This window comes from Hymenobacter negativus, from assembly GCF_017571495.1.
In the GTDB taxonomy this organism is placed as follows: domain Bacteria; phylum Bacteroidota; class Bacteroidia; order Cytophagales; family Hymenobacteraceae; genus Hymenobacter; species Hymenobacter negativus.
This window is the reverse complement of record NZ_JAGETZ010000010.1, coordinates 122,003-147,663: the sequence shown is the minus strand read 5'-3', so window position 1 is coordinate 147,663 and position 25,661 is coordinate 122,003. Positions and strand designations below refer to the sequence as shown.

General features: G+C 59.8%; 17 protein-coding genes. 4 read left to right on the top strand and 13 right to left on the bottom strand.

The annotated features are described in order from the left end of the window. Positions 1 to 19 precede the first annotated feature (19 nt). Positions 20 to 796, top strand: a complete 777-nt coding sequence (locus J4E00_RS19515) for a DUF1080 domain-containing protein (protein ID WP_208176945.1) — start codon at positions 20 to 22, stop codon at positions 794 to 796. 104 nt (positions 797 to 900) lie between these two features. Here J4E00_RS19515 and J4E00_RS19510 read toward each other — a convergent pair whose 3' ends face one another. The 6 genes from J4E00_RS19510 to J4E00_RS19485 all read right to left on the bottom strand — a co-directional run bounded on the left by J4E00_RS19510 (position 901) and on the right by J4E00_RS19485 (position 10,506). After that, complete coding sequence (locus tag J4E00_RS19510; RefSeq protein ID WP_208176944.1) at positions 901 to 2,814, bottom strand: RagB/SusD family nutrient uptake outer membrane protein; 1,914 nt, start codon at positions 2,812 to 2,814, stop codon at positions 901 to 903. A gap of 27 nt (positions 2,815 to 2,841) precedes the next feature. Beyond that, a complete protein-coding gene (locus J4E00_RS19505; RefSeq protein ID WP_208176943.1) occupies positions 2,842 to 6,036 on the bottom strand; it encodes a SusC/RagA family TonB-linked outer membrane protein in 3,195 nt (1,064 codons plus the stop codon). Positions 6,037 to 6,519: 483 nt separating this feature from the next. Further along, the gene (locus tag J4E00_RS19500) at positions 6,520 to 7,404 is read right to left on the bottom strand and encodes a sugar phosphate isomerase/epimerase family protein (RefSeq protein WP_208176942.1); all 885 of its coding nucleotides are present in this window, start codon (positions 7,402 to 7,404) and stop codon (positions 6,520 to 6,522) included. 115 nt (positions 7,405 to 7,519) lie between these two features. Further along, positions 7,520 to 8,863, bottom strand: a complete 1,344-nt coding sequence (locus J4E00_RS19495) for a gluconate:H+ symporter (protein WP_208176941.1) — start codon at positions 8,861 to 8,863, stop codon at positions 7,520 to 7,522. A 69-nt stretch (positions 8,864 to 8,932) separates the two neighbouring features. Next, the gene (locus tag J4E00_RS19490) at positions 8,933 to 9,814 is read right to left on the bottom strand and encodes a DUF1080 domain-containing protein (protein ID WP_208176940.1); all 882 of its coding nucleotides are present in this window, start codon (positions 9,812 to 9,814) and stop codon (positions 8,933 to 8,935) included. A 263-nt stretch (positions 9,815 to 10,077) separates the two neighbouring features. Continuing rightward, positions 10,078 to 10,506, bottom strand: a complete 429-nt coding sequence (locus J4E00_RS19485; protein WP_236049967.1) for a winged helix-turn-helix transcriptional regulator — start codon at positions 10,504 to 10,506, stop codon at positions 10,078 to 10,080. Positions 10,507 to 10,553: 47 nt separating this feature from the next. Here J4E00_RS19485 and J4E00_RS19480 point away from each other — a divergent pair, with 47 nt between their 5' ends. The 3 genes from J4E00_RS19480 to J4E00_RS19470 all read left to right on the top strand — a co-directional run bounded on the left by J4E00_RS19480 (position 10,554) and on the right by J4E00_RS19470 (position 12,485). Next, on the top strand, positions 10,554 to 11,051 hold the full coding sequence (locus J4E00_RS19480; protein ID WP_208176939.1) for a group II truncated hemoglobin: 498 nt from the start codon (positions 10,554 to 10,556) through the stop codon (positions 11,049 to 11,051). Between the two features lie 30 nt (positions 11,052 to 11,081). After that, positions 11,082 to 11,387, top strand: a complete 306-nt coding sequence (locus tag J4E00_RS19475; RefSeq protein WP_208176938.1) for a putative quinol monooxygenase — start codon at positions 11,082 to 11,084, stop codon at positions 11,385 to 11,387. Between the two features lie 78 nt (positions 11,388 to 11,465). Beyond that, positions 11,466 to 12,485 carry a bestrophin family protein gene (locus J4E00_RS19470; protein ID WP_208176937.1) on the top strand — a complete coding sequence of 340 codons (1,020 nt, stop codon included), beginning with the start codon at positions 11,466 to 11,468 and terminating at the stop codon, positions 12,483 to 12,485. A 151-nt stretch (positions 12,486 to 12,636) separates the two neighbouring features. Here the strand turns inward: J4E00_RS19470 and J4E00_RS19465 are convergent, their stop codons facing one another. From J4E00_RS19465 to J4E00_RS19435, 7 genes are all read right to left on the bottom strand, one after another. Beyond that, positions 12,637 to 14,568, bottom strand: coding sequence for an alpha/beta hydrolase-fold protein (locus J4E00_RS19465; RefSeq protein WP_208176936.1), 1,932 nt, complete (start codon positions 14,566 to 14,568; stop codon positions 12,637 to 12,639). Between the two features lie 195 nt (positions 14,569 to 14,763). Continuing rightward, positions 14,764 to 17,430, bottom strand: coding sequence for a glycoside hydrolase family 3 C-terminal domain-containing protein (locus tag J4E00_RS19460; protein ID WP_208176935.1), 2,667 nt, complete (start codon positions 17,428 to 17,430; stop codon positions 14,764 to 14,766). 95 nt (positions 17,431 to 17,525) lie between these two features. Continuing rightward, positions 17,526 to 18,875 (bottom strand): family 43 glycosylhydrolase, encoded by a 1,350-nt coding sequence (locus J4E00_RS19455; RefSeq protein WP_208176934.1) that lies wholly within the window; start codon positions 18,873 to 18,875, stop codon positions 17,526 to 17,528. Between the two features lie 35 nt (positions 18,876 to 18,910). Further along, entirely contained in the window at positions 18,911 to 20,479 is a 1,569-nt protein-coding gene (locus tag J4E00_RS19450) for a glycoside hydrolase 43 family protein (protein ID WP_208176933.1), read from the bottom strand. 15 nt (positions 20,480 to 20,494) lie between these two features. Further along, positions 20,495 to 21,778, bottom strand: coding sequence for a glycosyl hydrolase family 8 (locus J4E00_RS19445; RefSeq protein ID WP_208176932.1), 1,284 nt, complete (start codon positions 21,776 to 21,778; stop codon positions 20,495 to 20,497). Positions 21,779 to 21,826: 48 nt separating this feature from the next. Continuing rightward, positions 21,827 to 23,491 carry a glycoside hydrolase family 43 protein gene (locus J4E00_RS19440; RefSeq protein ID WP_208176931.1) on the bottom strand — a complete coding sequence of 555 codons (1,665 nt, stop codon included), beginning with the start codon at positions 23,489 to 23,491 and terminating at the stop codon, positions 21,827 to 21,829. 65 nt (positions 23,492 to 23,556) lie between these two features. Then, the gene (locus tag J4E00_RS19435; RefSeq protein WP_208176930.1) at positions 23,557 to 25,644 is read right to left on the bottom strand and encodes an alpha-glucuronidase; all 2,088 of its coding nucleotides are present in this window, start codon (positions 25,642 to 25,644) and stop codon (positions 23,557 to 23,559) included. Between the last annotated feature and the right edge of the window lie 17 nt (positions 25,645 to 25,661).

Below are 25,661 nucleotides of genomic sequence, written 5' to 3'. Positions count from 1 at the left end.
GTACCAACACGCTTCCCTCATGCATCTTCGACTGTTACTCACCACCTTTCTCGCTGCGGCCGCTGGCGCGGCACATGCCCAGCAGGTCGCCAAACCGGAGGATACCGAGGTGTGGGAGCCCATTCCAAAAGTTGTAACACCGGGCAAGACCAGCGTTGACGCCCCGTCCGACGCACTGGTGCTATTTGATGGCAAAAACCTAGACCAGTGGGTATCAACTGAGAACCGCGACGCTCCGGCCGCTTGGACGGTGGCCAATGGGATACTGACGGTGAACAAAGCGGTGGGCAACATCGAGACCAAGCGCAGCTTTGGCAACTACCAGCTGCACCTAGAATGGCGCGTGCCGGCCAACATAACCGGCACTGGGCAGGCACGCGGCAACAGCGGCGTATTCCTGGCCTCGCTAGGCAAAGGCGACTTGGGCTACGAGCTACAAATTCTGGATGCGTACCAGAACAAAACCTACGTCAACGGTATGGCGGGCAGCATCTACAAGCAGATTATTCCACTGGCCAACCCGGCGCGCAAGCCCGGCGAGTGGCAGACCTACGACGTGGTATGGACTGCGCCTACTTTTACCGCGGGCGGCGCTATGGCAACGCCGGCTCGGGTCACGGTGTTTTTCAACGGCGTGCTGGTGCAGAACAACGTGACCCTGAGCGGGCCTACTGTCTACATCGGCAAGCCCTCCTATCAACAGGCCCACGGCCCGACGCCCATCAAACTGCAGGCCCACGGCGACAAAAGCGAGCCGCTGAGCTTCCGCAACATCTGGGTGCGGGAGCTGCCGTAGGTAAGCAGCGTCAACGCGGCTTTCATTAAAAAAAAAACGCGTTTGGAACGTCGAGCCGTAGTTGTTTTAGGAGTGAATTATAATTCCGGCCGCTATGGGCTGCATTAGTAACCAGGGTTTTGTTCTGTCTGGCGCTGCTCGTTGGTGAGGGGCTGGCCGTTCCGGAAAATGCGCTCCAAGTGCGTTTGTGGAATGGGCCGGAGCTTGAACTTGGCCACGATGGCCGCCGCATCAGGGTTGAAGTAGGGTGCTCGCACCAGTAGGGTTTCGGTGCGCACCAGGTCTTCCCAGCGGTGCAGCTCACCGTACAGCTCGCGGGTGCGCTCGTTCAGGATGAAGTGAATGAAGCGGTCGGCCGTGGAAGTCACCGCGGGCGGATACAGCTCCTTGGGGTCGTTGGTCGTGAAGCTGGCCGTGGTCACCGTCAGGGCGGGGTACGAGCTGGTTACGTCGCCGCGCGTACCGCCGTCGTAGCGGTAGGTGGAGTTAGGACGTGCCTCGTTGACTTTGTAGGCCGCACGAGCTCGCAGAACATTGATGTATTCCAGGGCCTTGGTGTAGTTGCCTTTGCGGCCGTAGGCTTCAGCGCCAATCAGGTAGGTCTCGGCCAGGCGGGCCAGGATGCCGTCACGTGTGCCGGCTTCGTCGGCAGCACTGGTACGGAAGGGGTCGATGTACTTCGAGATTTGCGGAAACTTGTTGCGCAGGCCCACGTCAGCCGTGGGCGAATAGCCAGCTACTACAGCTCCGGCGGCATTGCGCACGTAACGGGCAAAAATCTTGTAGCGCGAACGGGTGATGGTGGCCTGCGGCACGGGGTTGGCCGTGGTGTTCACCACTACCAGGAAGGCCGTATCGCCTACAGCGTACTTACGCTGACCCACCTGCGCGGGCGTGGGAGCATCAGCAGCGGTCCAGATGGGAATGCTGCCGGCGGTGTTCGAAATCCAGGCCGTTTTCATCGTTTTGTAGAAGCGCGAATCGTTGCGGCGGTCGTAGATGTCCATGGCGTAGTTGGTGGGCATCACGCGGCGGAAAGGCCGGTCGTTGAGCAGGTCGCGGGCCATGCCGGGCTCGTTGTCGTACTGCAGCGTCATGTAGGAGTGCACGCGGTTGCCGAAACGGCCAGCTAGGGCGGGCACGTTCACAAACTGCGACGAGAAGATGATTTCGCGGCTGGTTTGGGCCGTGACGCTGTTGGCGTAGCTCGAAATATCAAACAGCTTGGCGAAGTCGTTTTCCAGTGCGTAGCGCCCCCCAGTAATCACCTGGTCGGCGTAGTAGGCTGCGCTGTCCATGTCGGTGGTTTGCTGGCCGCGCTGCTCGGTCACGGCACTGCCGCGGGTGAGGTATACCTTGGCCAGGTAGTGCTGGGCCGTGCCTTGGGTGGCCCGGCCAAAGTCGGCGGTGGTGGGCGCCAAGTTGGTTACGGCGTAGCGCAAATCGGAAATGATGGCGCGATACACGTCGGGCACGGGGGCGCGGGTGTATTCCAGCTGCACGCCCTCGGAGGGCTGCAGCACCAGCGGAATAGCGCCGAACTGCTGCACCAGTTGGAAATAATAGTAGGCCCGCAGGAAGCGCAGCTCGGCCAGGCGCTGGGTTTTCTGGGCATCGGTGCGAAGCGTGGTGGTACCCTGGATGCCCGGGATGTAGGTAATGCCGGTGTTGCAGCGGTTGATGCCGTCGTAGTCGGCCGTCCACACGCCGTCCACGAAGCCGTCGGAGGCGTTCAGACGGCTGTCGTAGATGTTCCACCAGTAGTAGTTCAGCTGGTCGGCGTGGGTCATTTCATCCACTCCGAAGTTGAACATGGAGTAGGAATGCTCGTTAGCGAAAAGGTAGCGGGTTTGCTCGTAGCTGGATTTCACCAGGTCTTCCAGGCCCTGTTCTGTTTTAAAATAGTCGTTGGTGAGGGTCGAAACCAGCTCTTCCTTGAGGTAGTCTTTGCAGGAGCTCAGGCTCAGCCCGAGGGTTGCCGTGAGTCCGAGCATGCGGAGGGTAGCGGAAATCTTCATGTCAGTGCATCAAGTAAAAATCTCGGATTAGAAGCCCAGGCGCACGCCTACGGTCAAGCTTTTGGTGCCCAGGTTGCGGGCCTGCGCCAGCTCGCCGGAGGAGCTGCCGATGTCGGTGGCTTCCGGGTCGAGCCCCTTGTATTTGGTGAACAGGAAGTAGTTCACCGCATTCACGTACACGGCCAGGTTGGTGGCATGCACCTTCGCGCTGATGTTCTGTGGCACGGTATAGGTGAGCGAGATATTGCGAATGCGGGCGAAGCTGCCGCTCTGGAACTGGTAGCCGCTGTTGTTTTTGGCGGCGTCCTGCCCGATGGCCGGGCGCGGGTACTCGTTGCTCGGGTTGGTAGGCGTCCAGTAGTCCACCTTCATGCCGGGGTAGCGGCCGCCCAGGCCGGGCGCGTAGCCCGTGGCCAGCAGCTGACCAATGCGGGCATACACCAACACGCTCAGCTCAAAGCCCTTATAGCTAACGGTGTTGTTGACGCTGCCACTCCACTTGGGCCGGTTCGAGCCCAGGACCTGGAAGTCGTTGGCGTTGATGACCTTGTCACCATTCACGTCCACGATTTTGATTTCGCCGGGCTTGGCGCCGTACTCGGCTGCTGCTGCGGCTTCTGAAGTTTGCCAGATGCCGTCGTTGCGGTAGTTGTAGTACACGCCCAGCGGCTGGCCGATGAACCAGCGGTTGCCGATGTCGTCGTTGGCACCCGAAGCCAGGCTCACGAACTCCTCCTTGTTGCGGGTGTATACAAAATCGGTGGTCCAGCGGAAGTTTTTGGTTTCCACGTTCACCGTAGTCAGGCCCACTTCTACGCCCTGGTTGCGAGTGGCACCCACGTTTTGCAGAATGCTGACCACGCCGCTCACGCCTGGCAGCGCACGGGGCAGTAGCAGGTCGGTAGTGTTGGCCCGGTACACTTCCAGCGAGCCCGAAATGCGGTTTTTGAAGAAGCCGAAATCAAGGCCGGCGTTGAAGGTGGTGGTGCGCTCCCACTTCAGGTCGGGATTGCGCAGGCCACCCAGCGTGTTGGGCAGCGTGCCCGGCGTGGTAGAGTAGCCGTAAGCGGGGGTTTCGTTGAAGGCGTAAGCTGACTGCTGCAAGGTGCCGCCGGTGGTGTAGGGGTCTACCGAAGCTTGGCCCACGGTGCCGTAGCCGCCGCGCAGCTTTAGCTCGGTCACGGCCGGTACGTCGCGCAGGAAGCTTTCCTGCTGGATTTTCCAGGCTACGGCCAATGAGGGGAAGAAGCTCCACTTGTTGCCGGGGGCCAGCACCGACGAACCGTCGGCCCGGCCAGTGGCCGTGAGCAGGTAGCGGTCCATAAAGCTGTAGTTCACGCGGCCCATCCATGACATAAGCGTGCGTTGCGAAAAGCTGGAGCCGAAGCCATTGGCCGCCGCCTTGTAGGTCGAGCCGATGTTGTACCACTTTTGGCTGTCATAAGGCAAGTTCAGCGCGCTCACTGAGGAGCCTTCGCCACGGTCCTGCTGGGCGCTTTGCAGCGCCGTCAAACTCAGGTGGTGGTTGGTGCCAAAATCCTTGTCGTAAAACAGCAGGTTTTCGACCACGTAAGTAAAGTTCTGGCCCTGGTCGTAGGAGGCCGACGACACCGAGTTCGGCCCGCCCGCATCGCGCCCAATGGCCAGCGCCGACTGAAACTGCCCGGTGCGGTTGTTGCGGAAATCGGGCCCCACGTTCAGGCGGTAGCGCAGCCCCTTGGCCAGGTTCAGCTCGGCGTAGAAGCTGCCGAAGAAGCGCGTCACGCGCCGTTCATTAAAGGCGTTGTCGACTTCGCGTAGCGGATTGAAAATCAATGGGTCGCCGCCTGGGTTGGCCAGAAACGAGCCGTCGGCCGCATATGGCGTAGCGTAGGGCAGCTGCCCGGTGGCCCGGCCGTAGATATCCGGCCCGTAGTTCTGAATGGCCAGGCTGGCGTTGGTCGAAGCGCCCAGCGTTACCACCTTGTTCACTTTGTAGTCGAGGGTGGTGCGGGCGTTGTAGCGCGTGAAATCCTGCCCTGGCTGAATGCCTTCCTGCTTTAGGTAGCCCACCGACATGGAGGCCCGAAGCTTGTCGGTGCCGCCACTGGCGCTGATTTGGTGGTTTTGGGTGTAGCCCGTGCGCAGGGCCAGCTTTTGCCAGTCGGTGGTGCGCACCTTGCTGGGGTCATAAATCGGAATTTGGGTTACGCTGGCTCCGTATAAGGTTTTTTCAGCGTCGGTGGTGGGGCGGGTGGCCACCACGCGGTTGGCGCGGTCCAGCCACTCGTAGCCGTCGGCAATGCCTTCCCAGGCGTTCAGGTCTTTCGAGCCGAAGAGGGCAAAGTCGCGGGCCGGGTCGGCGTACAGTGGAACATAGGTGCCGTTGGTACGGTTGGCCTCGCGCTGCACTTCCAGAAACTCGCCGCCGTTGAACAGGTCCAGCGTGCGGTTGGCCCGGTCGGCGCTGGCGTAGCCGTTGTAGTTGATGCTGAACTTGCCTTCCTGCCCGCGCTTGGTGGTCACAATGACCACGCCATTGGCCCCGCGCGAGCCGTAAATGGCGGTAGCCGAAGCATCCTTCAGAATCTCAACCGACTGAATGTCCTGGGGGTTGAAGTCGTTCAGGCCCGTGCCCTGCGCCAGCGGAATACCATCCACCACGTACAGCGGCTCATTGGAAGCCCGCACCGAGCGGTTGCCCCGGATGCGAATGGCCGGCACCTCGCCGGGCCGAAAGTTGGCCCCGGCCACGTCCACGCCCGCGGCGCGGCCTTGCAGGGCCTGCGTCAGGTTTTGGGTGGGCACCTGCTGAATTTCCTTGGCCGACACCGACGACAGCGCCCCGGTTACGTCGCTCTTTTTCTGTGAGCCGTAGCCGACTACCACTATCTCATCCAGTCCCTTTGCTTCGGCCTGCAAGCCCACATTAATCACCGACTGACTACCAATCGCAACCTCCTGCGTGGCATAACCAACATAGGAGAAAACCAGCATGCCGGAGCCACCAGCCGGTACCTCTAACGTGAAGGAACCATCGGGAGCGGTGCCAGTTCCGGTACTGGTGCCTTTCAGCAAGACCGTTACGCCTGGCAATCCCTCTTTGCCGTCGGCAGTAGTCACCTTGCCCGTAATAGGTACGCGCTGGGCCTGGGTTTGCGTTTGGGTTTGGGCCAGTGCGGTGGGCATGCTCAAGCCAGGCATGAGCCATAGCAGATGGCTGAGATGGTAAATCTTGCGCATAACAGCAAAATGAGTGATTAAACAGGTGAGTTAGTAAGTGCTTACTTTACTTAACAGCCGAAAAGTACCGTCATCGTTTTGACGTGCTTTCCTGCACTCACCTGTTCTTCATTTTATTGCTTTGCTGCCCCTAGCCTGCATTGCTCTATCTTCTTTCCAACTCATCGGCCTCCGGCACTAGCATCGCCAACATGCCCCATGTGTTGGGCACCGTTTTAGACTGCATAGGCAACCTGCCTCGAATGCGACGCACTAACCGAAATACTACCCTTCAAATTCATGTCTGGCAATGCTTGCCGAAATAGAAGGACGCGTTTCTCTTCTATTTCGGCAAGCAAATTCAATGACGTATTTCCTGATAAACAGCGTCGATACGACGAGTTATCCAGGCGTGCAGTTCTGAATGGACGTCTTCAGCTATGGCGGCCGAAATTTCGATTGAGTTTTACTAATCCTTTGGTCGTCCAAAGTTCGCCCTAGCGCTTACACTAAGTTTTTCTTGATGTAGGCGATGCTTTTCGTCACGCTGTCGTAAGGGGAGCCAGGCGTGCTGTCCTGCTCCACAAAGAAGTATTGCAAACCGGCCTCCTGGGCGTGCGCGAATATTTTCTTGAAGTCGATGCTACCGTTGCCTACTTCAGTGAAGGCGCGTTCGGGCGTGCGGTCCATGTCTTTCACGTGCCAGAGCGGGAAGCGGCCGGGGTGCTGCTTGAAGAGCGCCAGCGGGTCCTTGCCGGCTTTGGTTACCCAGTAGAGGTCCAGCTCCATTTGCACCAGTTTCTTGTCGGTGGCCAGCAGCAGGTCGTAAGGCAGTTGGCCATCCTGGGCCTGGTATTCGAAGTCGTGGTTGTGGTAGCAGAGCTGCAGGCCGGCTTTCTGGCAGCGCTCACCGGCTTTGTTGAGCTGCTCGGCCACGTACTTGTAGTGCTCAATGTTGCCGCGCTCGGCCTGTGAGAGATAGGCGCACACCATGTACTTCACGCCGGCGGCAGCGGCATCGTCCACGGCACGGTCCCAATCGTGCAGCATGGTGCCCATTACGGGGGCGCCGTTGGTTTGCTCTTCGCCCAGGCGGTAGTGGCTGCTGGGCATAATCAGGCCGTTTTGTTTGAGCACAGCGGCAAATTCTTTCGGCGTCATGCCGTAGAATTTCTGGCTGCCTGTGTAAGTCGCGCCTTCCACTGAATTGTAGCCGATTTTAGCCAACTGAGCCAGGGTACCGGCCGGGTCCTTCGCCATGGCGTCGCGCACGGTGTATAGCTGCAAGCCAATGTATTGCTTCTTGGGAGCCGCGAGCAGCGAAGGTGCTACCAGAATGCCAGCGGAAAGCAGGGCGGCCGAAGCCAGAAAGTCTCTACGGGAAGTCATGTTGGGTGGGGTTGGGTTTAGGAAAGATGGAAAAAATGAAGTCGAGGCTCAGCTAGACAAGATTCGGGATGACAGGTGGTGCTTTAAGTAGTAAGCCATTTTAGGGCATCGTTTACTATAACCCTGCCAGCTTGGGCGATACTAGTGGCAGCACCCAATCGAGCAGCAGCACGCCAAGCAGGCCCACCACCGAAACAATGGTTTCCATGACCGACCACGAGCGCAGCGTGTCGCGCACCGAGAGGTTAAAATATTCCTTAAAGAGCCAGAAACCGCTGTCGTTAAAGTGTGAAAACAGCAGGCTGCCCGCCCCAATGGCCAGTACCATGAGGTTGGGGTTGGCACCCGAATGGGCCATGGTGGGCAACATTACGCCAGCCGCCGTGAGCCCCGCCACCGTAGCCGAGCCGATGCACACCCGGATAAGCCCCGCCAGCAGCCAGCCCAGCACCAGCGGTGGCAGGCCCGTGCCGCGCAAGCCGTCGGCAATAGCCAGGCCGGCGCCGCTTGCGACCAGCACTTCCTTCAGGCACCCCGCGCCGCTGATGATGAGCAGCAGCATGGACACGTCGCGTACGGCCGCGCTGTAGGTTTCCATCACCGCCGTCATGGTTTTTCCCTGGCTACGCCCCAGGCTGAAGGTGGCTACTACTACCGAAAGCAGCATGACTACACCCGGGTCAGCCAGGAAGGAAAGTACCGGAGCCAGCGGGCCGCCGGCCGGCAGCACCGCCTGCAAGCCCAGCACGATGGCCAGCACCAGCACCGGCAGCAGCGACGAGAGAAAGCTGTTCAGCCGCCCCGGCAGCTCATCGGCAGGCCGCGGCTCGCTGGCAAAGCTTGCTAATGGCTGCGACACAATGCCCCGCAGCGTGCGTGCATACAGCGGCCCGGCTAGCACCACGGCGGGCACTGCCACCAGCAGTCCGTAGGCGAAGGTCAGCCCTACGTTCGCGTGAAACAGGGCCACCAGCGCCGTAGGGGCCGGGTGTGGGGGCAGGAAGCCGTGCAGCACCGAAAGCGCCGCCAGCATGGGCAAGCCCACGTACACGGCCGGCAGTCGGTACTGGTACACCACCGAGAATATCAGTGGTATCATCAGCAGGAAGCCCACGTTGTAGAACAGCGGGATGCCGATGATGAAGCCGGTGGTCATCATGGTCCACTGAATGTTTTTCGGACCGAACGCGCCCATCAGCACAGCAGCAATCTGCTGGGCCGCGCCACTTTCGGCCACCAGCTTGCCCAGCATGGCGCCCAGTACCACCACCAGCACCACGGAGCCCAGTGTATCGCCAAGTCCCTTTTGCACTGCTGCGAGCACTTGCGTGGACGACAAGCCCAAGGCCAGCCCTGCCGGAATCGTTACCAGCAAAAACGCCAGGAAAGCATTCACCTTGCCCCAGCTGCTCAGGGCGATGAGCGCCAGAACGGCCAGTAGAATGATGAGTAGGGTCATGCCTGGCGAATGTAGGTAGGGGCAGCAGTAGAATAAGCTGGAATTGGCCGATAATAACCGGCGTTGCAATTACTTGAAATACTGGGCGTACTCCGCCGGCATGGCCTTGAGAGGCTTGATGAGCATACTTTTGTAAAAGACCTCAGCTGCTTCGCTTTGCAGTTGGATTTTGCCGTGTGTTAGCGGCTGGGGCTGGCCGTTGGCAATGTGGCGCGAGTTATTTACCACCATCACCACATGGCCATTCACGAGATGCACGCTTTGGCCGTTCACGTTTATCAGCTCGAGCTCATTCCATTGGCCGTTGGGCAACTCATAGTTCGCTGCGGCTTGGCAGAACATGCGCCCACCCCGGCCCACCACCATGGGCGCGGCCGTAGGGTTAAACTTGATAGTATCTTTACTGGCATTGAAAGCCGCCCGAATATCTCCGGCCGAGCTGGCAATGCCCCAGAAGTCACCCATCGCGTTGCCCTTCTCGTGCTCCGACACCTGGAACTCCTGACTGAGCATCCAGCTATGCCAATAGTCCACGCCGCACTCGCCTTGGCTGTTGTAGAGGATGCCGCTGTCACGAGGCTCATCGAGCCGGGGTACCCATTTCTTGGTGCCCCATTTTACTTTCAGTTTAAGGTCGTAGTTGGTGTAATCCTGCCGGGTTAGGACGCAGCCGTAAATTTCCCCGCTAATGCGCAGCACCGGCTCGCCATCCTGCATGACTACTGAAAATACATTCGCCTCGTTTTTGTCGTAGCCAATGGGCGGTACTGGCCGACCCTGGGCGTCGGTGGGCGTTTGGCCCCGGTAGCCCAACTGGTGGCGGTAGCTCTCGAAAGTTCGCCACTTGCTCAAATTTTTATCGAGCAAAGGCTCCCAATCCGGAGCAGGGTGAAACGAGGTAGTCGCTCCCAGCAGTGCCGTTCCCAGCCCCACAATTAGCCATTTTTTCATGCGATGATGCTTTTGTGCGTATCACTCAGAAGCCAAATCTAGGCATTAATCCGTAATATTTACACAATGAAAATAAGTAGCACATAAAGCTATGAACTGCCAACTAGGTGAAGGAGGTATAAACCCTGATAAAAGCCTAGTTTAAGCCGAGGAATCGAACAGAATCGATGAAAAATCAAGTCTAAATAAGCACAAAATTTTAATGCGTTTTTTACCTTTTTATACCGGCTTTTATTCCTCAAAAGCACCTTTTGGGATAGCCGCTATTCTTCCACTTGTTGCCCAAACTTCAGTGCATAACTCATCCCAAAGTCACTGACAGCGCTGAGCAGCGGCGCCAGAGTCTGGCCGAAGTCAGAGAGGCTATATTCCACTTTCGGCGGCACCTCGGGGTACACTTTTCGGGTGATTAAACCTGCTTTTTCCAATTCGCGCAATTCGCGGATGAGCATTTTTTCGGAGATGGTAACGATGCGCTTCCGGAGTTCGGTGAAACGGAGCGTATCGCCTTGCAGGTACCATAGAATAACGCCCTTCCATTTGCCGCCCAATAAGTCCATTGCCAGCTCGACCTGGCAGTAATACCGCCGACTGTTGACGTCGAGTAAAACGCTCTTTCCATTTTTCAGCATCGGTTGAAAATTAAGCGGTTGATAACCAACTAAACTTACCCCTGAGGCAGCTACTGACATATATATCAGTACTTCCCTGAGCAACAGCAAGCTACTACATTCGACGCATGAACGCTGAAAAGACTACGCCATTCGTTGTGCCTTCGCTCTATACCTGGGCCGGCGGCCAACCGGCCCTGGAACGGTTGACCGCCGTGTTTTATGCCAAAGTAGCGCAGGACGAACTACTGGCTCCCTTGTTTAGCTCCGCCAGTCACTCCCACGCAATTCATGTGGCCCACTTTCTGACCGAAGTGCTGGGCGGCCCGCCTCTTTATACTGCCGGCGACGGCGGCAGCCACGCGCAGATGGTGATGCACCATCTGGGACGGCACCTGAGCGAAATACAGCGCCGCCGCTGGCTGAATCTGCTGCTCGACAGTGCCGACGAGGCAGGCCTGCCCACCGACCCGGAGTTTCGGGCGGCTCTGGTTGGTTACCTGGAATGGGGCAGCCGCCTGGCAGTGCTCAACTCCCAGGATGGAGCCCCGGCACCAGACCCCGCTGCCGGCATGCCCCAGTGGGGCTGGGGTGAGCCCGGGGGTCCTTACCAGCCACCTTCCTGATGCCTTCATTTCACCTAATCCATCTTTTCCATGGTTGCTGAATACATCCGTTACCAAGTTGCGGCAGACCAACGCGAGGCGCTCCTCGCGGCCTACCGCCAAGCCGCAGCTGAGCTAGACGCTGCCCCCGAGTGCCTGGGTTATGAACTGAGCGAGTGCGAAGAAGAGCCTGGGCAGTTTATTTTACGCATCGAGTGGACCTCAACGGAAGCGCACTTACAAGGCTTCCGCAAGGGGCCACAGTTTGCGGGCTTCTTCGCGCATGTTAAAGGCTTTTATACCAGCATTCAGGAAATGCGGCATTACCACCCAACGGAGGTAGCACGAAGCAAGTAGAGCCCGCAAAATCCCTGCGTAGCTCCTGCCTGTCTGGGATGAGCGGGGTACTCTCCATATCATTTTTGTTTCGCTCTTATGTACGTTAGACGCGCTATCCGGCCGGCGTTGATGCTACGCTTTGCCTGGAAGAACCTGCTGGTCTTTACCTGTTGGGCCAGTGTGGTGGCTGGGGGCTACGCGGCTTTGCTGGCGCAAGGCCTCGATGTTCGCCTGCCGTTCCTACCCCTAAGCACCATTGGCATTGCGGTAGCCTTTTATCTGGGCTTTAAAAACAGCCAGTCTTACGACCGGTTCTGGGAAGCGCGTAAGGCTTGGGGCGGCATCATAAACCAGAGCCGGGTGTGGGCCAGCCAAGTGTGCAGCTTTTTGCCCGACCACCCGGCTGCCGGCGCCCCAAACAAAACCGAACCCCACGCCATCCGCCAGCAGCTCGTGTACCGCCAGTTGGCCTGGGCCAATGCCCTGCGCGAACAACTGCGCCGCACCAGCTTGTATGCCACCCACCACGTCGGCCGCTGGGTGACAAGCCACGCGCCCAGTCCAACCCACACTGCCGACGCCACCGAGCCGCAAACCGCCCGGTTTTTGGCCTTCGCCGAGTACCAAGGCGTATCTGGCAAAGCCAACCCCGCCGCGCAGCTACTACACGCCCAGGCTCTGGCAGTGCAGCAACTGTTAACAGTAGGTGAGTTCGACGATTTTCGCCGTCTGGACCTGCTGCACACGGTGAAGGAATGCTACGCGCTACAAGGCGTGTGCGAGCGGATTAAAAACACTCCGTTTCCACGCCAATACGCCCACTTCAGCACAGTCTTCACTTGGATTTTTGTGGTGTTGCTACCGCTGGGGTTGGTGGGCGAGTTTGCTAAGCTGGGAGCCGGCACGTGGCTAATGGTGCCCTTTTCGGTGTTGATTTCCTGGATTTTTACCACCATCGAATCAGTTGGTGACAACTCGGAGGACCCTTTCGAGAATTACATCAACGATGTACCAATGACGGCCCTCTGCCGCAGCCTGGAAATCGACTTGCGTGAAATGCTAGGCGAAACCGAATTGCCGCCCCGTCTCCAACCCATCAACGACATTTTACTTTGACGCTGGAAACCGGACAGGACTGTATTATCTCAGGCAAAACCAATTAAGAATCTAATAAGCACATAGTCTGACGTTCGAATAGTAATGCGTTCGACACGATGTGCGTTTTAGAGGTGGACGTTTTGCTCAATATTCCGCCTCTATGGGCTGCTTACCTGAATAGTAAGGGCGCGAACAGATACAAATCGTGCCGCCACACGGGCCAGGTATGGCCGCCGGGGTATTCGCTGTAGGCGTATTTGATGCCCAACTCATCGAATTTGGCGCGCATGATTTTGTTGTTGGCGTAGGCAATGTCTTCGGGCCCACCCATCGAAAGCCAGAGGTGTTTCAGGTTCTGGTTGATGGTGGCATTATTGGTTTTCATGAAGGCATATTGCGGGTCGGACAGTTTGGCGTTGTTGGCAAAAAAGCCGGAGCTGAACACGCCCAAGGACGAAAACATATCGGTGTTGCGCGCCCCTGCATACAGCGTTTGCAGGCCGCCCATCGACAGGCCCGCCAGGGCCCGGTTGTTGGCCCCGGGCGCCACCCGAAAGTTGCTTTCCACTAGCGGAATCACGGTTTGCTTGAGTTCTCTTTCGAAGGCTTGCAGGGTGCTTTCCGAGAAGCCGGCGAGGCCGCCGGGGCCGCCCATGTTGCCGTCCATCATCACCACCAGCATGGGCTTGGCCTTCTTCTCGGCCAGCAGGTTGTCCAGTATCAAATCGGCTTTACCCTGCTTGGCCCAGCCGCTTTCGTCTTCGCCGCCGCCGTGCAGCAGGTAGAGCACGGGATACTTTTCGGCAGGGCTGGCGTCGTAGCCGGGCGGCGCGTAGATGTAGGCCTGCCGCCACGAATTAGTCACGTTTGAATAGAATTGCTTGACGCGAATGTCGCCGTGGGGCACGTCTTTAAGGGCGTAAAATTCGCCGTCTCGGTTGGGAATTTCGATGCCGCTGGCCATGCGCCCCATGCCGTAGAAGGTATCGCTGGCGGGGTCGGCCACGGCCAGCCCGTCGATGAGCAGGGAGTAGTAGTGCAGGCCGCGGCTGATGGTATCGGTGGTGACAGTCCAGAAACCGCTGCTGTCTTTCTGCATGTCGTATTTGCGGGCTAGGTCCACTTGTACTTGTTGGGCAGCAGGGGCTTTTAGGCGGAAAACCACCCGATTGTCGGGCAGAATCTGGGGGTATTTGGCGTTGCGCACGTTGGTGGCGGCCGGCGTGCCCAACACCGTGTAGGTGGGCAATTTCGCCGCATCGACGGGCTTGAACAGGAACTGCGAAAACATGTACAGCCCGTTTTTCCAGACCTTGAAATCGTGGCCGCCCGCTTCGAGGTAATAGATATGCGGCACGCGGTGCTCGTACAGGTAGTCGTGCGTGCGCTGGCTGATGGAAACCAGCCCGTCATTGTCGCCGCACGAAATCCAGAGCAGCTTCAGCAGCTTGCGGGCTTTTTCCGGGTCGGGCACCAGGGCTTCGGGCTTTTTGGTGTTGGGGGCCGAGGAAAACCCACCTACCCAAGCAAACTTATCCAGGTTACTCAAGCCAAAGTTCAGCGACTGCCCGCCGCCCATCGAGAGCCCGGCAATGGCCCGGTTCTCACGGTCCTTCAACACCTTGTACTTCTTCTCGACAAACGGAATGAGGTCATTCAGCAGGTCTTTTTCGAAGTTGGCAAAGCCCGCTACTTTCTCGGGGCTGTAGATGTTACCCACGGCCCGGTCGTCTTTCAGGGCCCGGCCATTGGGCATCACCACCAGCATGGGCTTTAGCTTGCCCTCGGCATACAGGTTGTCGAGAATCACCTGCGGCCTGCCACCTTTCAGCCACTCCTTTTCATCGCCCCCGATGCCGTGCAGCAGGTAAAGCACGGGGTACTTCTTGCCTCTGAAGTATCCCGGTGGCGTGTATACCAGGGCCTCGCGCACCGTGCCCACGGTGGCGGAGGGGTAACTGATGCTGTCGAGCCGGCCGGTGGCAATGCCGGCTTTGGGCTGGTCGAAGCCCTTGGGAGCTTCCTTCACCGTGGGTTGGGCCAGTACGGTATGGGCAGCCAGCAGCACGAGGCCAGCGAGCAGGGAGTATAGCTTTCGCATGGGTGGAGAGAGGGTGGATTTTGAATCGTAATGCTTAATAAAAACGCCTGTCATGCGGAGCACAGCCGAAGCATCTCTACTGCTTCGCTGCAACGTCTAAACCTCACTCCCAGCCCCTCTCCCGCGGAGAGGGGAGCCTGACGAAGCGGTAGAAATGCTTCGACTGCGCTCAGCATGACCGTTATTTCAGTTGAGTTAGTCTATCGTCTTGGTAGCTCCCGTTAGCAACAGGTCTGCCTGCTGCACGCGGCCGGCTTTCACGGCGGCCGTCAGCGGCTGGCCGCCGCCCACGAATACCTGCACTTTTCCGGCCTGCTCCACGCGGCGGGCTTGCGCATCGAGGCGAGAGAGCTGGCGCGGCGACAGGGTGAAGGTCACCGTCTTTTTCTCGCCGGCTTGCAGGCTTACCCGGCGGAAGCCTTCCAGGGCGTGCCGGGCCACGCGGCCCGAGGCGCCGGAGTGGCGCACGTAGAGCTGCACTACTTCGTCGCCAGCACGTGAGCCGGTGTTCTGCACTTGCGCGCTCACGCTGATGGGTTGCCCAGTCACGGGTTTTGATAGCACCTTGACGTTGCTGTACTGGAAGGTGGTGTAGCTCAGGCCGTGGCCAAACGGAAACAGCGTTTCGCCGGTGAAGTAGCGGTAGGTGCGGCCGTCCATGCTGTAGTTGTCGAAAGCCGGCATCTGCGTTTCCGACTTGTAGAAGGTGACCGGGAGGCGGCCGGCGGGGTTATAATCGCCAAAGAGCACATCGGCCAGGGCCGTCCCCGCCGACTGCCCGCCGTACCAGCTCGTGAGCATCGCCGGCAGGTTGGCGGCCTCCCAAGGCGTGGCCAGGGCGCTGCCCGACATCATCGTGAATATTACCGGCTTGCCGGAGCTGTGCAGCACCTTCAGCAGGTCGGTTTGCACCTGGGGCAGGCCGATGGTAGTACGGTCGCCGCCGCTGAAACCGGGTACTTTCACGTTCATCTCCTCCCCTTCCAACTTGGGCGAAATGCCGCCCACAAACACGATGGCGTCGGCGTCCTTCACCTTGGCCAGGATATTGGCCGCGTTCATGGGCACCACTTTTGCGCCGGTAAATTTGAGGATGGTGCGGCGGTCGACCTGGTAGTACTCCAGGCGCAGGTTCAGTTTCTGGCCGGCGGTCACGTTGAGCACGTGCTGGTTAGTGGAGAAGCCGCGGCCTTTCCAAGCATCAATCACCAGCTTGTCGTCCACGTACAGGCGGTAGGCGTCGTCGCCGCTGATTTGCAGGGCCAGCTCCTCCGTCGTGGCCGGGGTGAACGTGGCCTGGTAGCGGGCCGAGAAATTCTCAGCGGGCAGGCCCGGGGCTACTTCCATTTTCACGTTGGCGAGGTAGCGGTCGAGGCCGGCCTCCTGGCGGGTGACCACGGCTGGGCCTTCCAAGTTGATGCCCTTGAAGTATTCGGCCTTAAAGCCTGGCTGGCCTTCGAAAGCCAGCTGCTTGTTAATATCGAGCGGCTCGTATACGGTGTTGCTGGCGTAGTCCACCCCTTGCATGTACATCACTTCGGTGCTCTTGCCCACCTTGGCCCGGATGCCTTCAAGCGGTGTCACGATGTCGGTCGGGAAGCCGTTGTAGTTGCCTAGCTGCACGCTTTCGTTGTCGGCGTTGGGGCCCATTACCACTATTTTCTTCATGTTTTTGCTCAGCGGCAGGGTGTTTTTCTCATTCTTGAGCAGCACCACCGACTCGCGCGCCATTTTCAAGGCATGAGCCTTGTGCGGGGCGCTTTCCACCACGCTCATGGGAATTTGAGCGTATTTCACGCGCTCCACCGGGTCGAACATGCCCAACTGAAAGCGGATTTTATAAAGGCGCTTCACCGACACGTTCAGCTGCTCCTCGGTGATGAGCTTTTTCTGCACCGACTCCAGCAGCGAGTTGTAGGTAAACAGCTTGCCGGTGGCGCATTCAATGTCGGTGCCGTGCAGCACGGCGTTGGCGGCGGCCGTAGCGGCGTCGGGGTCGGTTTTGTGGTGCTGCCAGAAGTCGTTGATGCCGTCGCAGTCGGAGGTAACGTAGCCCTTGAACTGCCATTTCTTGTAGAGAATGTCGTTCATCAGGATGTCGCTGCCGCAGCAGGGCTGGCCGGCATAGGCGTTGTAGGCGCACATCACGCCGGCCACTTTAGCGTCCACAATCAAGTCGCGGAAGGCCGGCAGGTAGGTGTCCCACAGGTCGTAGTCACTGATTTTGGCGTCGAACTCGTGGCGCGACGACTCGGGGCCGCTGTGCACGGCAAAGTGCTTGGCGCAGGCCGTGATTTTCAAATATTTTGGGTCGTCGCCCTGGAAGCCTCTCACCAGCGCCGAGCCCAGCTGCCCGGTCAGGTAGGGGTCTTCGCCGTAGGTTTCCTGGCCGCGGCCCCAGCGCGGGTCGCGGAAGATGTTGATGTTGGGCGTCCAGAACGTGAGGCCTTGGTAGATGCCGCGCTCGCCACGCCGCACGTACTCCTGGTGCACGGCCCGGGCCTCATCGGAGGTGATGGTAGCCATTTGCAGCATGGCGTCCTTATCAAAAGTGGCGGCCATGCCGATGGCCTGCGGAAACACCGTGGTTTTCATACTGGTGCGGGCCACGCCGTGCAGGGCCTCGTTCCACCAGTTGTAGGCCGGGATACCCAGCCGGTCAATGGCCGGCGAGGCATTCAGCATCTGCGACACCTTTTCGGGCAAAGTCAGACGCCCCACCAAGTCATCCACGCGCTGGTCAATGGGCAAGTCGGGATTCTGGAACGGGAATTCGGCAACCGGGCCACGGGTGGGATTGGTAGCCGGCTGGGCCCCGCTGGTGAGCAATAGCAGGCCAAGTAACGCAGTAGTAAGCTTCATAAAAAGAGGGATAGGAAAATGGATTCAATCAGCTTTTCAGTGTACCTGCGAACGATGTAGGGGCGTGGGCAAGCCCTGCCCCTACATCGTTCAACTTACTCAAAGCGCACCCAGTCAACTTCCACGGCTGCCGTCGAGGACTTCGGCGCCACATACAGCGCGTGGATGCCGGGCTTGAAGCTGGTGACCGGAGCTTTTACTTCCTGCCAGGTGCTGCCCTTCGGCACCGTTACTTCCGCCACAACGGGCCCCGTCGCATTATCCAGCCGGATTTGCAGGATGGCACCGGCTGTGGATATGCCCCGCAGTGAAACAGTTTTCGGCTTCTTTGAGCCAAACGCTACCCCGTTGTACTGCACCCAGCCGGAACCACCGGTGAAGTTAGTTTTCCAGCCCTGGAAGGTGTTGGCGGTGTCCAGGAAGGCAATGGCGGCGCCCTGCTTGCTCAGGTGGCTGTAGCGGTCGAGCTGGATTTTCTGCCTGGCATCGGTCAGGCCCACGCCGCGCAGGGTGGGCGTCACTTTCCGAATCGAGCCATCGGCGGCGAAGGACAAGCTGTCGATTCTAACCGACCGGTTCTTGTCGAATTTCGGCGACAAATCGTTGTGGTGGTAGAACAGATACCACTGGTTTTTGAATTGCAGCAGCGAGTGGTGGTTGGTCCAGCAGCCGGTCGGCGACTCGTCCATAATTACGCCCTTCACCGTGAACGGGCCCAGCGGGCTGGTGCTGGTGGCATATTCGAGGCGCTCGGTCTTGTTCTCGACGTGCGGATACGTGAGGTAGTAAATCCCCTTGCGCTCGAACACATACGGGCCTTCCTTCAAGCCTTTGGTGGGCAGCTCGCCCAAGGTTTTGGGCTCGGAGGCCAGTTCCAGCATGTTTTCCTTCAGCTTGGCCCCGTAGATGTTGCCCTGCGACCAGTAGAGGTAAGCCTGGCCGTCCTTGTCGATAAACACATTAGGGTCGATGCCGCGCACGCCCTTAATGGGCAGCGGCTGCGGCACGAAGGGGCCAGTGGGCTTGTCGGCCACAGCTACCCCCACCGTGAAGCCCTTGCTTATGGTCGTATCACGCGGGGTAGTCGGGAAGTAGAAGTAGTACTTGCCGTTGCGGAACATGCAGTCGGGCGCCCACATGCTGTAGCTGTCGGGCTTCACCCAGGGCACTTTGTTCTGGGTCACAATCACGCCGTGGTCGGTCCAGTCGGTGAGGTTGGCCGAGGAAAACACGTGGTAGTCCTCCATCACAAACCAGCCGGCCCGCCCATGCCCGGGAGTGGCTCGAATGTCGTGCGAGGGGTACACGTATACCCGGTCGCCGAATACGCGGGCCGTGGGGTCAGCCGTGAATTGATTGGTGATAAAAGGATTCTGGGCGCTGGCGGAGTGCAGACCACTAAGTAGCAGGGCCGCCAGTAGCCAAAAAGGTTTCAGGTTGCGCATCGGGTTTCAGGGTTGGTAAGTGCGGAGGTGGGTTCCTACTTCGTCAGGTGGTCATCAATGCGGAAATAGTCGAAATCGGCGTACCCCCCCGCTGCTTGGGTAGCGTAGTTGAAAAGGCTGAACCGGTAACCAATGAAGTGCGGCAGCGTGTAGGCCATTTTGAGCGGGCCACCCACCGGCTGCCAGGCCTTGCCATCGAGGCTGTAGAAGAAAGTGGCGACGTCTTTACGGTCCTGGAAGTCGCAGGCAATTTTGAAGTACACCTTGTCCTGCGTCAGCGGCAGGCGCTGCAGCTCGACCGGCCTTTCCGACTCGGCACTGACCATCACAATGGCTTTGCCCCCTTTGCTGGCCTTCACGCCCACCAGGCCGTAGCGCCGCTGCAACACCCCGAGGCCGGCAAAGTCGCCGTCCTTTAGGTGCGACACGTCTAGGGCCGTGGTGCCGGTGCATGCCGGGCCGATGGTGCGCTGGGTGAGGGTGTTGCGGGCCATCACGAAGGACGTATCGACGCGCCCGGTGGTGAGGCGCAGGTAGCCGGGGCGCTTGGTTACGGACCACAGCGTATTGTCGGGGTTATGGTTCCACTGCCACACCAGCGGCAGGGCCGGCTCGCCCTTTTGCCGGGTGAATTCGTCCGAGTTTACTATCCCTGGAATCAGGGATTGGTTAGCAGGCAGCGGCAGGGTTTCGGGCACCTTACCCGCCGGACTTCCCTGCACCGGCCAGCCATTCTCCCACTGCACCGGCACTAGGTACGGAATGCGGCCCACGGCGCCATAATCGCGGAATAAGTAAGAATACCACTTGCCGTCGGGCGTATCGATGAGGCCACCCTGAGCCACGCCTAGGTCTTGCAGGGCTACCCGGCCCTCGTAGGGACCCGTAATCTTGTTGGCCCGGTGCACGACGACCGTGCGCATCCCGCCTTTGGGCCAGGTGATGTTGAAGAGGTAGTATTTGCCGTTGACTTTGAACAGTTGCGAGCCTTCGGCCGGCAGGCCGAGGTTGGGGCCGGCGGGGGCGCTGGCATTCTCGATGATGACCTGCGGACTGGTGCCCGGCTTCAAGCCCGACACGTCGGCCGTGAGCTCGGCCAGTTGCAGCTTGCCTGTGCCGTACACCATGTACACGCGGCCATCATCGTCAAAAAACAGCGAATGGTCGTGCATGCTGGGCCGGAAGGAAACAGCTTTCCAGGGGCCTTTTTCAATGTTTTTGGTGAAATACACGTGGGTACGGCCCGAGGTCTGGGCAAACGTGCTGACGTAGTAGGTGCCCTGGTGGTAGCGCAGGCTGCTGGCCCAGGAGCCGCGCCCGTAGGTGCTTTTGCCGTTGGCCAGCGTCATAGCATCGACGTTGGTGAGGGTATCGTAGGCGTAGCTCACCAGTTTCCAATTCACCAAATCGGTCGATTTCATGATGGGCACGCCGGGGCTCATGTGCATGGTGGTGCTGCTCATGTAGTAGGTTTTGCCCACCCGAATCATGGACAGGTCCGGCACATCGGCATGCACAATGGGGTTGTGGGCCTGCGCCCACACGACCGGCCGTAGCCCCAAAAGGCTCAGGCTGACCAACAACAGCAACAAGTAGTTCTTCATAGGTAAGCTTCGTGGTTAGTGCGTTTGGGGCTTAATCACCTGGTACTTGCCGCTCAGGTGCATCAGGCTGAACAGGTAGAGCAGGCCGTCGTAGTAGGGGTCGAAATAGCCGTCTTCGTAGGGCGCCAGCTTGGCGTTCCAGAGGGCGTGCACAAAGTCGAGCTGCGGCGGGGCGGGACGCATAAGCGAGGCCGACGCCGAGGTAGCCACCAGGCCCAGCGAGTGCCGCAGCTTCTTTACCTTGCCTGCCGGCAAAATGAAATCCGGCAGCGAGCCGTCCACATTGAACTGGTCTTCGAAGGTGTTGAGGCCTTTGGTGCGCAGGAAGTCCTGGAAGCGCTGCGCGTACTGCTGCTGCCAGGTCCGGTCCTTGCCAAACCACACGTAGTCCATGGCGATGTTCATGGGCACGCGCCAGGAGTCGTAGCGAAACGCAGCGGGGGCCCACCGGGTGGAGTGGGGCTTGCCGCTAAACTCGGTGTAATCGTAGTTGAGGCCGGTGGGGGCGGCGCAAGCGCGGTGCAGAAAGACGCGCGACGTATCGGCGCAGTCCCGGTAAAACTGCGCGTGCCCGTCCTTGGCGTAGGTGGCCCACACTTCCAAGAAAGCCGGCACGTGGTACGATGGGTCGGTCCAGTTGTACATGTCGCCCACCGGCACGAAGCTTATCTGCTTGGCCTTGGTGTTGAAAAGGTTGTGCACATCGCCGGTGCCGTTCTTTTTCCAGGAGGCGTCCAGAATGCGGCGGGCTTCCTGGTAGTAGTTGATGCCCGTGGCGTTACCCCAGCGGTTGGCAGCAAACAGCAGACTGGTCACGAAATACAGTTCGCCATCGGAGGCCGGCCCTTCGGAATTGCGCTTCATCGTGGCCGTATTGATGCTCCAGGCAAAGTAGCCTTCCAACGGCCCGCTCTGGTGCTGCAAATACTTCTTCGACCAGCGCCAGAGCCGGTCAAACACCTCCTTTTTGTTGAGTTGCACGGCTACCATCATGCCGTAGGAAAGGCCCTCGGTGCGGGCGTCCTCGTTTTTCACATCCGATACATAGGCCATGGAATCGCCCACCGCGAAGTACACCTTATTCGGCCCCTCAAACACGTCGTGGTACGCTTGGGCCACTTTCCGGTCGATGTCGGCCTGGTTGTAACCTGCTTCCCGCAGCAGGTTGGGGTAGGCATTGGTGTAAGCAGCCGCGGTGCTGGCCGGCTTCTTCTGCGGGCTGGAATGCTGGCCGTAGCCGGGAGCAGCACCCGCGAAAAGCAGGCCCACCGCCAGGAGGACGTGCTTACTACGGTGCATAAGAGCCAGACAGGTAGTCATAAAGCTGCTGTGGTTTCGGGGAGTAGCTTAGTCGTTTAGCGGCGTGCCGTACACGGCCAGGGCAAAGTCGTAGCCGTGCTTGTCGTTCAGGAGCACGAGTTGACGGTTTTGGTAGGCGCTGCCGCCAGCATAGGTATCCTGCCGGCTTACTCGCCAAAACAGCGGCGCCGACTTCGCTACGCCCTGCAGTTCCAGCGCGTAGCGGTGGCCGGCCCGCAACGTCACTTGGGGGCCAGTAGCAAAATCGAATTGCAGGATGCCAGCAGCTTGGGGCGTATAGTTGATGCTCAGTCCATTGGCCGCACCCAGCAGGTTGGGGCCGTCCGGGTAGGTGGGTGCGTCGGCGGCGAGGCCGGTAACTGGCCCCAAGTCGTAGAGAGCCAGGGCCACGGGCTGCTTGGCGTCCGTGCCAAGGCCGTCGCCGCCGAATAGGTCAAGGCGCGTGAGCCGGCAATCGGCTTTCACCTCAAACGTTTGCCCCAGGTTGGTAATGCCCTTGCTATGGTTGAAGCTCAGGTTATCGAGGGCCAGCGTGGCTGGGTCGGGCATGGTGCTGAAAACAGGGTTGCCGGGCCACTGCGCGGGCCGGGGCTGAGTGTTTTCGGTGAGGGCGATACCAGGGTTTGCCAATGGGGGCGTGGCCGCAGCCGGAACCGCTGGCGGGCGCTTGGGCGGGGCCGGCTGGGGGCCTTTGCGGGGCGGCACGCTCAGGCCAGCCACCGTGTGGGCAATGGGCTGAATCGTGCCGTCGGAGTTGTAGTAGAGGTACTCGGCGCACACGCTGCGCCGGCCCAGCGCCCCGCTTTCGCCGGTGGGCAGCGTGAGGGTCGCGTTGTGGTAAAACAGGTACCACTGCTTCTTAAACTCGACGATGCCCGGGTGAATGGTATAGCTGTTTTTGGCCTGCTCGGTGAGGATGCCCTGGTAGGTCCAGGGGCCGGTGACGCGCGGGGCGGTGGCGTAGCAGAGCTTCTCCCACATGCCCTGGTGCGCAAAGGCGGCGTAGGTGAGGTAGTAGGTGCTGCCGCGCTTGTGCAGCCAAGGGCCTTCGGTGTAGTTGGGCACTTCGATGCGCTGGATGGGCCCGTCCAGCTCGGTCATGTTGGGCTTGAGCTTGGCCAGGTAGCAGTTGGGGTTGCCCCAGGCCAGCCAAGCCGTGCCGTCGTCATCCACGAATACGGTGGGGTCGATGTCGTCCCAGTTGTTGGGGCCGGGCGTGGTTTTGTCGGAGACGAGAGCCGAGCCGCGGGCATCTACAAAGGGGCCGGTGGGGCTGTCGGAAACGGCTACCCCGATGGCCTTGGCGTTGGCCGGCGCCCCCTCCTGCACCGCCGAGTAGAAGTAGAACTTGCCGTTGTGTGCCACCACCTGTGAGGCCCAGGCGTCGCGCACGGCCCATTTGAAATCGCGCACGCTCATTACCGGGCCGTGCGCCGTCCAGGTTTTCATATCGGTGGAAGAGTAGCACCGCCAGTCGTTCATGTTGAACATCTGCCCCTCCTTGGCCTCGTCGTGGCCCACGTACAGGTACACCTTATCCTTATATACCAGGGGGGCCGGGTCGGCGGTGAAGACGTCGCGCAGGATGGGGTTTTCGCCCGGCTTAGGGCTGGCCTGACCGTAGCTGCACGGGGGCGAAACGGCTAGCGCAAGTGCCGTAACCAGGGCTACAGATGAAAGGAATTGGGGCATAAATGCGAGGGTGGGAAATGACAAGGCAGGCGGCTCGTAAGTGGCCAACGAAGCCAAGAGAATAACTAGGGCTGTCGAATCGGCCGCGGCGAGCGGGGCGGCATGTCGTTGGCAATGAGGGTTTCCAAGGTGTGCATGGGCGGCTCTACAGTGGCCTGAATAGGCAGGTGGCTGAACTGCTGAAAGTAGAGCAGGCAGGCGTCTTTCCACACCACGGCGTTGCCGCTTTGGGTGCGCAGCTTGGCTTGCACCGCTCCAAACCGCTCGGCGTCCACGTAGGGCTGGGCCTGGTCCCAGGTGCGCTGAAACTGCCGCACCTGCTGCACGCCGTGGTCGTAGTGCAGGGCCAGTTCGTCCCACAGGGTGCGGCCGCTTTTCATCTTGAAATCCCAGGGCAGGTGGTGGAACCAGAGCAGGTAGGCATCGGGGCAAGTGGCGGGGTCGTTGAACTGTGAGGCCAGCGGCTCGTGGTACTGGCTCACGGCGTCGCTGCCGGTTTTGGTGCGGTCGAAGCCCACGCCGTTGGCCGCGGCTTGGTGGTAGTAGGGCGGCGTCCAGTCGGCGCGCATCCCGGGTGGGGCCCACCAAGGACCGGGGCCGTAGTGCCCATGAGTGGCCGACATGATGTGGTGCAAGCCCAGCGGCATAGAATAGTCAACGATGGCCTCGCGGCTGGCCAGCATCAGCTGCGTCACGGGCGCCAGAAAGTTGGTATTCCAGGCGGCAGTGTTCGCAGGCTGAGTGGCCGCACCAGCTGCGTTGTGGAAAGTCAGTTTGAGCCACTCCTCGGCCAACTGGGCACTTTTGGCGCTGCTGTTCCAGGCCAGCCGCCCGAAGGCGTACCAGTTGGCCTGGGCGAAGTCGTTCCCGCACCAGTTGGTGTCCAAGCCCACATTGGACACGCCGGCCATCGCCGAATGCGCCTGACGGTACACGCTGCCGTTGGTGCAGCGGGCCACGGTACTGCCGGGACCGGCCTGATAGGTGTCGCTTTGCAGGCACTCTTCCCACATCGGCGCCAGATACGCTAGGTCGATGGCGTGCCCGAGGTACTCTTGGGTAATCTGAAACTCAGGCATTACGGCCGTCTTTTTCAACGCCCCAAACAGCGGGCTGAACGGCTCGCGCGGCTGAAAGTCAACCGGCCCGTTTTTAGCTTGGATAATGACGTTGTCCCGGAATTTGCCGTCTAAGGGTATAAACTCGTTGTAGGCCTGCTTGGCGCGGTCCTTATCGTTGGGGCTGTACACGAAGGCGCGCCACATCACCAGCCCGCCGTAGGGCTTCACGATGTCGGCCAGCATGTTGGCGCCATCGGCGTGGGTGCGGCCGTAGTCCTGCGGGCCGGGCTGCCCCTCGCTGCTGGCCTTCACCAAAAAGCCACCGAAATCCGGCACCTGCTGATAAATCTCCTTAGCCTTCCCTTGCCACCATTTGATGACGGCCGGGTCCAGCGGGTCGGCGGTTTTGAGGCCGCCCAGTAGCACCGGCGAGGAAAACTTTACCGATAAATAGGTCCTTACGCCATACGGCCGCAGCACGTCCGCAATGGCTTTCACGCGGCCCAGGTACTCGGCGGAGAGTATCATAGGCGAGGCATTCACATTGTTGAGCACGCTGCCGTTGATGCCCACCGAGGCGTTGGCACGGGCGTATTCCTGCCACAGGGTTTTGTCGCGCTTGGTCACGACCAAGGCGCTGTCCTTGCGCCAGAAAATGGACTTGCCGGCGTACCCCCGCTCCACCGACCCGTCGGGGTTGTCCCAGTGGTTGAGCAGGCGAAATTCATACGACGGATTAGAAGCCTCATCGGCCGCCGGCTGGCCGGTTTGCTGACGCCGCAGCAGCTCAAAAACTCCGTATAGAATGCCCCGCTCGGTAGCAGCCTGCACGCCCTGCGCACTCAGCCGGAACCCGTCGTATTTGATGGTTTTGTCTTTGTTGAGGGTTAGCGTGACGGTGGCCCCAGCACGGCCCTGCCAGCCTTGCTGCAACTCCTGCTTCGCCGTGGCGAGCAAAGCCGAGCTTTTGGCAGGCGCCATCACCGTGACGGGCACGGCCGTGTGCGGGCGCAGCCAGAGCTGGTGGCCGTCTTCGGCACGCAGCTGCAAGGCGGCACTTGCTAATAGAATACTTAGAAAAAGCTGTTTCATATCGTTGATTTCAGGCG